Source organism: Actinophytocola xanthii (assembly GCF_001921205.1).
In the GTDB taxonomy this organism is placed as follows: Bacteria; Actinomycetota; Actinomycetes; order Mycobacteriales; family Pseudonocardiaceae; genus Actinophytocola; species Actinophytocola xanthii.
In genome coordinates, this window is the sequence record NZ_MSIE01000135.1 from 1 (window position 1) to 12962 (window position 12962).

2 protein-coding genes are annotated in these 12962 nt (G+C 76.4%); both read left to right on the plus strand.

Annotated elements, in window-relative coordinates; genetic code table 11:
• The coding region (locus tag BU204_RS39775) for a type I polyketide synthase (RefSeq protein WP_075130446.1) at window positions 1–7264 on the plus strand (7264 nt) is incomplete at its 5' end.
• Window positions 7261–12962 (plus strand): type I polyketide synthase (locus BU204_RS36970; RefSeq protein ID WP_158073575.1); only part of this gene is annotated, 5702 nt, incomplete at its 3' end. The genes BU204_RS39775 and BU204_RS36970, both read left to right, overlap by 4 nt.

Genomic DNA, 12962 nt, shown 5'->3' on the forward strand with positions numbered 1-12962 from the left:
ACCGCTACCGGTGGGGGAGGTTCCGGCGGTCGAGGGGTTGTCGGTGGCGGCGGTGAACGGGCCGCGGTCCACTGTGGTGTCGGGGGACCTCCCGGCGGTCGAGGCCGTGTTGACGTTGGTGCCGGAGGCGAAGCGGATTCCGGTGGACTACGCGTCGCATTCGGTTCAGGTGGAGAGGATCCGTGACCGGCTGTTGGCGGATCTCGCCGGGGTCGTGCCGCGCGAGCCGGAGGTCGCGTTCCACTCGACGGTGACCGGTGAGCGGGAGTCCGTGTTGGACGCGGAGTACTGGTATCGGAACCTGCGGGAGACGGTGCGGTTCGCGTCGGTGGTGGAGGGCCTGGGCTCGCGGGTGTTCGTCGAGGTGAGTCCGCACCCGGTCTTGGCGGTGGGGATCGAGGACGCGGTCGTGGTCACCACGCTGCGCCGGGGTGATGGTGGTCCGCGGCGGGTGCATGCTGCTCTGGCCGAGGCCTGGGTGCACGGCGTCCCCGTCGACTGGCGCCCGCTCTACCCCGGCGCCCGCCGCGTGCCGCTGCCCACCTACCCGTTCCAGCGCTCCTCCTACTGGCTGTTGCCCACCCCAGCCCGCGTCGCCGGCCCGCCCACCGACGCCTGGCGCTACCGCGTCGAGTGGCGCCCGCTCACCCCTCCCGCCGCCGTCCTCCGCGGACACTGGCTCCTCGCCGGTGAGGCGCCTGAGGAGCTGGTCGCCGCGCTCACCGAGCACGGCGCCGAGGTCGCGCCGTGGACCGGGGAACTGCCCGAGCGGGAACCGGCGGGCCTGCTGTCGCTGCTCGGCTTCGGTGACACCGTCGCTCTGCTCCACCGGCTCGAGGGCAGCGCGTTCCCGGTCTGGCTCGCCACGACCGGCGCCGACACCGACCCCGAGCAGGCGATGGTTTGGGGCCTGGGCGTCACCGCCGGCCTCGAGAACCGCCGCTGGGTCGGCCTGCTCGACCTGCCCGACACCCTCGACGACCGGGCCCGTCGCGCGGTCGCAGCCGCCCTGTCCGGACTGGACGGCGAGGACCAGCTCGCGGTCCGTCCGACCGGGCTCGCGGCGCGTCGCCTGGTCCGCGCCCCGCTCGGCGACCGCACCCCCCGCCGCCCCTGGCGCCCGCGGGGGACCGTCCTGGTCACCGGCGGGCTCGGCGGCCTCGGAACGCACGTTGCCCGCTGGCTCGCCGACCAGGGCGTCGACCACCTGCTGCTGACCGGACGACGCGGCCAGGACACGCCCGGTGCCGCCGACCTGCGCGCGCTCGGCTGCGAGGTCACCGTCGCCGCCTGCGACGTCACCGACCGGGCGGCGCTCGCCGAGCTGGTGTCCGGGCACGACATCACCGCCGTGGTGCACGCGGCCGGCGTCGCGCAGGTCGACCTCCCGGTCACCGAGCTGACCTCCGCCCACCTGCACGACCTCACCGCCGCGAAGGTCGTCGGCGCCGAGCACCTCGACGCGCTGTTCGCCGACGCCGACCTCGACGCGTTCGTGCTGTTCTCCTCCGGCGCCGGCGTGTGGGGGAGCGGCGGGCAGTCCGCCTACGCCGCGGCCAACGCCGCGCTCGACGCGATCGCCCGACGCCGACGCGCCACCGGCCGGACCGCCACCTCGATCGCGTGGGGTGCCTGGGCCGGCGGTATGGCCCACGGCGAGGTGCGCGACCAGCTCCGCGCCCGCGGGGTCCGCGAGATGCCGTCCGCCGACGCGCTCGCGGCGCTGCGCCAGGCGGTCGAGCACGACGAGACCGCGGTCGTCGTGGCCGACCTGGACTGGCCCCGGTTCGCCCCCGGCTACACGATGGCCCGCCGGCGTCCGCTCATCGAGTCCGTGCCGGAGGTACGCGAACTCGCCGCCGAACCCGCCCCGCCGCAGGCCACGGGCGCGCTCGCCGACCGACCACCGGCCGAACGGGAACACGCCGCGCTCGACCTCGTCCGCGCCGAGGCCGCCGCCGTGCTCGGCCACGCCTCGCCCGACGCGGTGCCGGCCGAGCGGCCGTTCCGGGAGCTGGGCTTCGACTCGCTGACCGCCGTCGAGCTGCGCAACCGCCTCGCCGCCGCGACCGGCACGTCCCTGCCCGCCACGCTCGTGTTCGACCACCCCACCGCGTCCGCGCTCGCCGCGTTCCTCGCGGGCGGCCGGGACGAGACGCCGACGGCCACCCAGAAGGCGGCGTCCGACGAGCCGATCGCCATCGTCGCGATGAGCTGCCGCTTCCCCGGCGGGGTCGGCTCGCCGGAGGACCTGTGGCGCCTCGTCGTCGGCGAGGTCGACGCGATCGGGCCCTTCCCCGCCGACCGTGGCTGGGACCTGGACACCCTGTTCGCCGCCGACCCGGCCGACGGCGGGTCGTCGGCGCGGGAAGGCGGCTTCCTGCACGACGTCGCCGACTTCGACGCGGCGTTCTTCGGCATCTCGCCGCGCGAGGCGCTCGCCATGGACCCGCAGCAGCGGCTCCTGCTGGAAACCTCCTGGGAAGCGTTCGAGCGGGCCGGCATCGCCCCCGACCGCGTGCGCGGCAGCGCGACCGGCGTGTTCGTCGGCACCTACTACCAGGGCTATGCCGCCGACGCCCAGTACGGCGCCGGGGGCCACTCCGAGCGGGCCGACGTCGCCGGCCACCTGTCGCTCGGCAATCTGCCCAGCGCGGTGTCCGGCCGGGTGGCGTACACCCTCGGGCTGGAGGGACCGGCGGTCACCGTCGAGACCGCGTGCTCGTCGTCGCTGGTGGCACTGCACCTGGCGACGCAGTCGCTGCGCCAGGGGGAGTGCGATCTCGCGCTGGCCGGTGGCGCCGCGGTCAACGCCACCCCCGCAGGGCACATCGAGTTCAGCCGCATGCTCGCGCTGTCCCCCGACGGGCGGTGCAAGCCGTTCGCGGCAGCCGCCGACGGCACCGGCTGGGGCGAGGGCGTCGGCGTGCTCCTGCTGGAGCGCCTCTCCGACGCCCGCCGCCGCGAACACCCGGTGCTGGCCGTCGTCCGTGGCTCCGCGATCAACCAGGACGGCGCCTCGAACGGCCTCACCGCCCCCAACGGCGCCGCACAGCGGCGGGTGATCGCGCGGGCGCTGGCGAGCGCCGGCCTCACTCCGTCCGATGTGGACGTCGTGGAGGCGCACGGCACGGGTACCGCGCTCGGCGACCCGATCGAGGCACAGGCGGTGCTGGCCACCTACGGGCGGGACCGCGCGACCCCGCTGCTGCTCGGCTCGGTGAAGTCCAACATCGGCCACACCCAGGGCGCCTCCGGGCTGGCCGGGGTGATCAAGGCCGTGATGTCGATGCGGCACGGCGTCGTGCCGCGCACCCTCCACATCGACGAGCCGACCCCGCACGTGGACTGGAGCGCCGGCGGGGTCGAGCTGATGACCGAGACCCGCCCGTGGCCCCACGAGCGCCCGGTTCGCCGCGCCGCCGTCTCCTCCTTCGGCGGCACCGGCACGAACGCCCACGCCGTCCTCGAGCACAGCCCCGATCCGGCACCGGAACCGCCCGCGACCCGGCCCGCCCCGGTGCCGCTGGTGCTCTCGGCGAGCACGCCCACCGCGCTGCGCGCCAACGCCCGGGCACTGCACGACCACCTGTCCGACGACGCGGTCCTCCCCGACGTGGCGCACACGCTGCACGCCGGCCGCGCCGCGCTCGCCCACCGCGCGGTCGTGCTCGCCGGCGACCCGGACGCCGCACGGGGCGGGCTCGCCGCGGTCGCCGCCGGTGACCCGGCCGACCACGTCGTCCGCGGCGAGGTCGTCGACAACGCCGACCGCGTGGTGTTCGTGTTCCCGGGGCAGGGGTCGCAGTGGGTCGGGATGGCGGTGGATCTGCTGGAGGATCCGGTGTTCGCGGGCCGGTTCGACGAGTGCGCTGCCGCCTTGTCTTCCTATGTGGACTGGGATGCGCGGGAGGTGCTGGGGGACGAGGCCGCGTTGGCGCGGGTGGATGTGGTGCAGCCGGCGTTGTGGGCGGTGATGGTGTCCCTGGCCGCGGTGTGGCGCCACCACGGGGTGGAGCCGGCGGCCGTCGTCGGTCACAGCCAGGGGGAGATCGCGGCGGCGTGTGTGGCGGGTGCCTTGTCGCTTGAGGACGGTGCCCGGGTCGTGGCACTTCGCAGCAGGGCGCTACGGGAGATCGCTGGTCTGGGTGGGATGGTCTCGGTGCCTCTGCCAGCGGAGGACGTTCCGGCGGTGGACGGGTTGTCGGTGGCGGCGGTGAACGGGCCGCGGACGACGGTGGTCTCGGGCTCGACCGCGGCGGTTGAGGCTGTGTTGGCCCTGGTGCCGGAGGCGAAGCGGATTCCGGTGGACTATGCGTCGCATTCGGTTCAGGTGGAGGGGATTCGTGATCGGTTGCTGGCTGACCTGGCCGAGATCGTCGTGCGGGAGCCGGGGGTTCCGTTTCACTCGACGGTGACGGGGGAGCGGGAGTCGGTGTTGGACGCGGGGTACTGGTATCGGAATCTGCGGGAGACTGTGCGGTTCGCGTCGGTGGTGGAGGCGTTGGGCTCACGGGTGTTCGTCGAGGTGAGTCCGCACCCGGTGTTGGTGGTGGGGATCGAGGACGGGGTGGTGGTGTCGACGCTGCGCCGGGGTGAGGGTGGTCCGCCGCGGGTGCATGCTGCTCTGGCCGAGGCGTGGGCGCACGGCGTCCCCGTCGACTGGACCCCCGTCCTGCCCGCCGGCCGCATCACGACCCTGCCCACCTATGCCTTCCAGCGCACCAGGTTCTGGCTCGCTCCGCACGCGCCACGCCACGGCGGCGACCTCGGCCACCCCTTCCTCGACACCGCCACCCGGCTTGCCGAGGGCGACGGCCTGGTGCTCACCGGCCGGCTCTCGCTCGACCGGCACCCCTGGCTCGCCGACCACGCCGTCGCCGGCGTCACCCTGCTGCCCGGTACCGCCTTCGTCGAGCTGGTGGCCAGGGCCGCGGCAGAAGCGGGCTGTGACCACCTCGACGAGCTGGTGCTGGAGAACCCGCTGCGCCTGGACGGCGGACCGGTCACCGTCCAGGTCACCGTCGGCGGCGAGGACGACACCGGCCGCCGTCCGGTCGCCGTCCACTCCCGCGAGGCCGACGAGCCCTGGACCCGCCACGCCACCGGAGCCCTGTCGGTCCAGCCGCGCGAACCACAGGCGCCACCGGCGTGGCCGCCGCCCGGCGCTACCCGGCTCGATCTCGACGAGCTGGCCAACCAGCTCGCCGCCGCCGGATACGAGTACGGCCCCGCGTTCCAGGGGCTGCACGCGGCCTGGCGGGTGGGGGACCAGCTGTACGCCGAGGCCACCACCGAGCTGGCCGACGCCGGCGCGTTCGCCCTGCATCCGGCGCTGCTGGACGTCGCGCTACGCCCGGTGGGCACCGGCGTCGTCACCCAGCGGAACGGGGTGCCGCGGCTGCCGTTCGCCTGGCACGGCGTCCGGCACGGCACGACCGGCGCTCGCACCGTGCGGGTCCACCTGCGCCGCTCCGACACCGTGCGGGACGGCGTCGCCGTCACCGCCGTCGACCCCGACGGTGCGCTCGTGCTCTCGGCCGAGGCACTGGTGCTGCGGCCGGTCTCCACCGCCGGGCTCGTCGCGGCGCGGCTCCACCACGTGGAGTGGACGCCGGCACCGCCGCGTTCCGCCCCGGTCTCCCGCTCGCGGACACACCGCCTCGGCGGCGGCAGCGTCCGGGAGGTCGCCGCCGAGGCCCTGCGCCTGGTGCGGTCCCACCTCGACCTCGACGACGGCACGGTCGCCGTGGTCGTCACCGACGGCGCCGTCGCCGCCCGGCCCGGCGAGGCGGTGCGCGACCTGGGCGCCGCCGCCGCCTGGGGGCTGGTGCGCTCCGCCCAGTCCGAACACCCCGGGCGGTTCCTGCTGGTCGACACGCCCGCCCCGGACCGGGTGGCCGCCGTCCTCGACCTGGACGAGCCCGAGCTGGCCGTCCGCGACGGGCGCACGCTGGTACCCCGCCTGGCGCGGGGCACGGCGTCCCCGGGCACGCTCAAGCTCGACGGGACGGTGCTGGTCACCGGCGGCTCGGGCACCCTCGGCGGGCTCGTCGCCCGACACCTCGCCACCCGCCACGGTGTCCGCTCGCTCGTGCTCGCCAGCCGCTCGGGCACCGGTCCCGACATGTCCGACGTGGACGCGACCGTGCGGCTGGTGGCCTGCGACGTCGCCGACCGGGAGGCGTTGCGCGCGCTGATCGACGGGATCGACGACCTGACCGCGGTCGTCCACGCCGCGGCAGCGCTCGACGACGGCGTCGTCACGGCGCTCACCCCGGAACGCCTCGACACCGCGCTCCGCCCCAAGGCCGACGCCGCCCTCGCGCTCGACGAGCTGACCCGCGACCGCGACCTGACCGCGTTCGTGCTGTTCTCCTCCGCCGCGGCCCTGCTGGGCTCGGCCGGGCAGGCGAACTACGCCGCCGCGAACGCCGTCGTCGACGCGACAGCCACCCGCCGCCGCGCCGCCGGGCTGCCGGCGGTCGCACTGGCCTGGGGGTTCTGGGAGGAGCGCAGCGCCATGACAGCCCACCTCGGGGAGGCGGACCTGCACCGGATGGCCGGGCTCGGTCTGCGGCCACTCTCCGTCGAGCACGGCCTCGCGCTGTTCGACGCCGCGCTCGCCGCCGACCGGCCGGTGGTCGTCACCGCCGACCTCGACACCGCCACCCGCCGCCGACCCGAGGCGGTGCCCGCCCTGCTGCGCGGCCTCGTCCGACCGCCCGCGGTGAACGGGCGCGGGGCCCGGCGCGAGGAGCCGGCCGACCTGGCGACCCGGCTCACCGCGCTGTCCGCGGAGGAACGCGACAACGCGCTGGTCGACCTGGTGCGCACCCAGGCCGCCGCCGTCCTCGGCCACCCGGACCTGGACGCCGTCCCGCCGGGACACCCGTTCACGAGGCTCGGATTCGACTCGCTGACCGCTGTCGAGCTGCGCAACCGGCTCGCCGCGGTCACCGGCCTGCGGCTGCCGGCGACGCTGGTGTTCGACCACCCGACGCCGACCGCGCTCGCCGCGTACGTCGGCAGCCGCCTCGCACCCGCCACCCCGGAGGCGGCCGTGCTGTCCGAACTGGACCGCGTGCTCGCCGGGGTCGACGCGGACCTGCGCACCGAGGTCGCGGTGCGGCTGCGTGCCGTGCTCGCCGGCTGGGACGAACCGTCGGCCGGGTCCCCGGCCGACGGGGACGCCGAGGACCTGGCCGATGCCTCCGACGAAGAACTGTTCGACCTCATCCAGCAGGAGTTCGGGAAGTCGTGACCACCACAGAGGACAAACTCCGCGAGCACCTGAAGTGGGTGACCACCGAGCTGCGCACCACCCGCCGCCGCCTCGACGAGGAGACCGCGCGGGCCGCCGAGCCGATTGCCGTTGTCGCCATGGGCTGCCGTTTCCCCGGCGGGGTGCGCTCGCCGGAGGACCTGTGGCGGCTGGTGCGCGAGGGCCGCGACGCGGTCGCGCCGCTGCCCGACGACCGCGGCTGGAACCTCGCCGCGCTGTACCACCCCGACCCCGACCAGCCGGGCCGCACCTACGTCCGGGAGGGCGGGTTCCTCGCCGACGCGGGGGACTTCGACGCCGAGCTGTTCGGCATGTCACCGCGCGAGGCGCTCGCCACCGACCCGCAGCAGCGCCTGCTGCTGGAGGTGGCCTGGGAGACCGTGGAACGCGGCGGCATCGACCCGCTGTCGCTGCGGGGCAGCCGCACCGGCGTGTTCGCCGGGGTCATGTACCACGACTACGCCAGCCGGGTCACCACCGTGCCCGAGGGGCTCGAGGGCTACCTCGGCAACGGCAGCGCCGGCAGCATCGCCTCCGGCCGCGTCGCCTACACCCTCGGCCTGGAGGGCCCCGCGGTCACGATCGACACCGCCTGTTCCTCGGCGCTGGTCGCGCTGCACCTCGCCGCCCGTTCGCTGCGCCAGGGGGAGTGCTCGCTCGCGCTGGCCGGCGGGGTCACCGTGATGTCCACGCCGCGGCTGCTGGTGGAGTTCAGTCGCCAGCGCGGCCTCGCCCCCGACGGGCGGTCCAAGGCGTTCGCCGCGTCCGCCGACGGGTTCGGCGCCGGCGAGGGCATCGGCCTGCTGCTGCTCGAACGCCTGTCCGACGCGCGCGCCAACGGCCACCCGGTGCTCGCGGTGCTGCGCGGCTCCGCGGTGAACTCCGACGGCGCCTCCAACGGGCTCACCGCACCGAACGGCCCGGCCCAGGAACGGGTGATCGCCGCCGCGCTCGCGGCCGCCGGCCTCACCCCCGCCGACGTGGACCTCCTGGAGGCGCACGGCACCGGCACCCCGCTCGGCGACCCCATCGAGGCGCAGGCGCTGCTCGCGACCTACGGGCAGGGCCGCGACCGGCCGGCGCTGCTGGCCTCGGTGAAGTCGAACCTCGGCCACACCCAGGCCGCCGCCGGCGTCGCCGGGGTGATCAAGGTGGTCTCCGCGCTGCGCCACGGCGTCGTCCCCGCGACCCTGCACGTGGCCGAGCCGTCCCCGCACATCGACTGGTCCGCCGGCGCGATCGAGCTCGCCACCCGCACCCTGCCGTGGCCCGAGGTGGACCGCCCGCGCCGGGCGGCGGTGTCCTCCTTCGGGGCCAGCGGCACGAACGCGCACGTCGTGCTCGAGCAGGTCGCCGAGGTGGAGCCCGAGCCGCGGGAGAACCCGGACGGCGTGCTGCCGTGGCCGCTCGCCGCGCACACCGCCGAGGCACTCGCCGACCTCGGCGGCCTCCTGTCCGAGGTGGACCACCGGGCCGACGACGTGGGGTTCACGCTCGCCACCGCCCGCGCCGCGCTGCCGCACCGCGCTGTCCTGCTCGCCGAGGAGACCGCCGGCTTCCGGACCGCCCTCGCCGCGCTCGCCGAGGACGGCGCCGCGCCCGGGCTCGTCCGCGGCACCGTCGTACCGGACGCCGACCGCGCCGTGTTCACCTTCCCCGGCCAGGGTGCGCAGTGGGTGGGCATGGGCCTGGAGCTGCTCGACGACCCGGTGTTCTCCGCCAGGATCGACGAGTGCGCCGCGGCGTTGTCGTCCTTCGTGGACTGGGACCTGCGTGCGGTGCTCGCCGACGAGGCGGCACTCGCGCGGGTGGACGTGGTGCAGCCCGCCCTGTGGGCGGTGATGGTCTCGCTGGCCGCGCTGTGGATCCGCCACGGGGTACGGCCGGCCGCGGTCGTCGGCCACTCTCAGGGGGAGATCGCCGCGGCATGTGTGGCCGGTGCGCTGTCCCTCGAGGACGGTGCGCGCGTGGTCGCCCTGCGCAGCCGGGCACTGACCGAGATCGACGGGCTGGGCGGCATGGTCTCGGTCCCGTTGCCCGCCGACGAGGTGCCCGCGATCGCGGGGCTGTCGGTGGCCGCGGTGAACGGGCCGCACACCACCGTCGTCTCCGGCGACGTGGCGGCCGTGGCGGCCGTGCTCGCCGCCGTCCCCGGCGCCAAGCGCGTCCCGGTCGGGTACGCCTCGCACTCCGCGCACGTCGAGGCCGTCCGCGACCGGCTGCTCGCCGAACTCGCCCCGGTCACCCCGCGCCCGGCCGCCGTGCCGCTGTACTCGACGGTCACCGGCACCCGCGTCGACACCACGACCATGGACGCCGGCTACTGGTACCGCTCGCTGCGGGAGCGGGTGGAGTTCGCCACCGCCACCGACGCCCTGCTCGGCGCCCGGCACGGCGTGTTCGTCGAGATCGGCCCGCACCCGGTGCTCACCGCGAGCGTGGAGGAGACCGCACACGCCGCCGGCCGCGAGGTCGCCGTGCTCGGCACCCTGCGCCGCGACGACGGCGGACCCACCCGGTTCCTGCGCTCGCTCGCCGAGGCGTACACCCGCGGCGTCGCGGTCGACTGGCGCCCGCTGTTCCCCGCCGCCCGCCGCGTCGACCTGCCGACCTACCCGTTCCAGCGCCGCCGCTACTGGCTCACCGGCGACGCCGCGCCCGGTGACCTGACCGCCGTCGGGCTGCGGCCCGGCGGCCACCCGCTGCTGGGCGCCGCGGTGGAGCTCGCCGCCGACGACGGGCTGCTGCTCACCGGGACCCTGTCCGTGGCCGCACACCCCTGGCTCGCCGACCACGCCGTCGACGGCCGGGTCCTGCTCCCCGGCGTGGCGACAGCCGACCTCGTCCTGCACGCGGGCCGCCAGCTGGGCTGCGACCGCCTCGCCGAGCTGACCCTGCACGCCCCGATCCCCGTGCCCGACCACGGCGAGGTCCGCGTCCAGGTCGCGGTCGGCGCCCCCGACGACACCGGTGGCCGCCCGGTGACCGTCCACCATGCCGCCGGCGCCGCCGCCTGGGCCAGGGCCGCGGTCGGCCGCCTCACCGAGTCGGCCGGACTCCCCGCGCCGGCCGAACCACCCGCCGGCGACGCGCTGCCCGTCGAGGGGTACTACGCCCGGCTCGACGGAACGGGTTTCGCCTACGGCCCCGCCTTCCGCGGCCTGCGGTCGGCCAGGAGCACCGGCGACACGGTCCACGCCGAGGTCACCCTGCCCGACGGGGTCGACACCGACGGGTTCGCCGTCCACCCCGCGCTGCTCGACGCCGCCCTGCACCCGCTGGGCCTCGGCGTGCTCGGCCTCGAGGGCCGCCAGCTGCCGTTCGCGCTCACCGGCGTCGAGCTCGCGCCCACCCGCGCTCGCGCCGCCCGCGTCCGGCTGCGCTCCGTCGGCCCTGGTGCGGTGTCGGTCCTGGTCGCCGACGAGCACGGCACTCCGATCGCGTCGGTCGAGAGCCTGGTGCTGCGCCCGGTGACCGGCGTCTCGGCCCGGCCGGACGCGCTGCACCGGGTGGAGTGGACCGCGCTGCCCGACGAACCGGCCGGCGCGGCCCCACGCACCGCCACCGTCACCTCCGCCGCCGACCTCGCCGCGCTCACCGACCCGCCGCAGGTCGTGCTCGCCCGCCTGCCCGAGGCGGCGGCCGACCCGGTCGCCGCGGCCCACGCGCTGACCCACCAGGCGCTCGAACTCCTCCGGTCCTGGCTCGCCGAGCCCACGTTCGCCGGCTCGCGTCTGGTGTTCCTCACCGAACGGGCCGTCGCCGCCGGACCCGAGGAGGACGTGCCCGATCTCGGGACGGCGCCGGTCTGGGGCCTGGTGCGGTCCGCCCAGACCGAGCACCCCGACCGGTTCGGCCTGGTCGACCTGGACGGGACCGACCGGTCCCTCGCCGCGCTGCCCGCCGCCCTCGCCAGCGGGGAGCCGCAGCTCGCCGTCCGCGACGGGCAGGCCCGCCGAGCGCGGCTGGCCCGGGTCGCCGACCCCGTCGTGCCCACCCCCGGCACCCGGCTCGACGTCACCCGCAGGGGCACGCTCGAGGACCTCACGACCGTCGCCGCGCCGGAGGCCATCGCGCCGCTGCGCCCGGGCGAGGTGCGGATCGAGCTGCGTGCTGCCGGCCTGAACTTCCGCGACGTCGTCCTCGCGCTGGGCGTCGTGCCCGGCGAGCGGGTGATGGGCAGCGAGGGCGCCGGCGTCGTCACCGAGGTCGGCGCCGACGTCGGTGACCTCGCGCCGGGCGACCGGGTGTTCGGGCTGTTTCCCGGCGCGTTCGCGCCCCTGGTGGTCAGCGATCGGCGCACGGTCGCCCGGATGCCGGAGGGCTGGAGCTTCGAGCAGGCCGCGTCGGTGCCGATCGTGTTCCTCACCGCCTACCGCGGCCTGTGCGACCTCGCCGGCCTGCGCGCCGGGGAGAGCGTGCTGGTGCACGCCGCGGCGGGCGGGGTCGGCATGGCCGCGGTGCAGCTGGCCCGGCATCTCGGCGCGGAGGTCTACGGCACCGCGAGCCCGGGCAAGTGGGCCGCCACCGGCCTCGACGAGTCCCACCTCGCCTCCTCGCGCGACCTCGCGTTCGCCGACACCGTCCGCGCGGGCACCGGCGGCCGCGGCGTCGACGTGGTGCTCAACTCGCTCGCCGGCGAGTTCGTCGACGCCTCGGTCGACCTGCTCGCCCCCGGCGGCCGCTTCCTCGAGATGGGCAAGACCGACCTGCGCGACCCGGACGAGGTTCCCGGCTACCGGGCCTTCGACCTCAGCGACGCCGGCCAGGACCGGATCGGCGAGATGCTCACCGAGGTGCTCGCGCTGTTCGCCGCGGGCGCGCTGCACCACCTGCCCACCCGCGCCTGGCACGTCGGGCAGGCCACCGAGGCCCTGCGCACCCTGGCCCAGGCCCGGCACACCGGCAAGCTCGTCCTGCGTCTGCCGCGCCCGCTCGACCCGTACGGGACCGTGCTGGTCACCGGGGGCACCGGCACGCTCGGCCGGCTGGTCGCCCGGCACCTGGCGACCGTGCACGGCGTCCGGTCGCTGGTGCTGGTCAGCCGCGGCGGCGGGGAGATCGGGGACCTCGCGGACCTGGGCGCCGAGATCCGGGTGGTCGCCGCCGACGCCGCCGACCGGGACGTGCTGGCGGAGGTGCTCGCCGGCATCCCGCGGCTGACCGGCATCGTGCACGCGGCCGGGGTCCTCGACGACGGCGTGGTGACCGCGCTGCGTCCCGAGCAGGTCGACCGGGTGCTGCGCGCCAAGGTCGACGCCGCCTGGCACCTGCACGAGCTCACCCGCGACCGCGACCTCGCCGCGTTCGTCCTGTTCTCCTCGGCGGCGGGCACCCTCGGCGGCGCCGGGCAGGCCAACTACGCCGCGGCCAACGCGTTCCTCGACGCGCTCGCCCACCACCGCCGCGCCGCCGGCCTGGCCGCCACCTCGCTCGCCTGGGGCTACTGGACCGAGCGCAGCGGCATGACCGGCCACCTCGGCGCGGCCGACCGGGAGCGGATGACCCGCTCCGGCGTACTCGGCCTGTCCACACCGGACGCCCTGGCGCTGTTCGACGCGGCGCTGACCGGACCCGACCCCGCCCTGGTGCCCGCCCGCCTGGACACCGCCGCCGGGCGGGACACCGTGGCGCCGCTGCTGCGCGGGCTGGTGCGTCGTGCCGCCGCGCCGGCGGC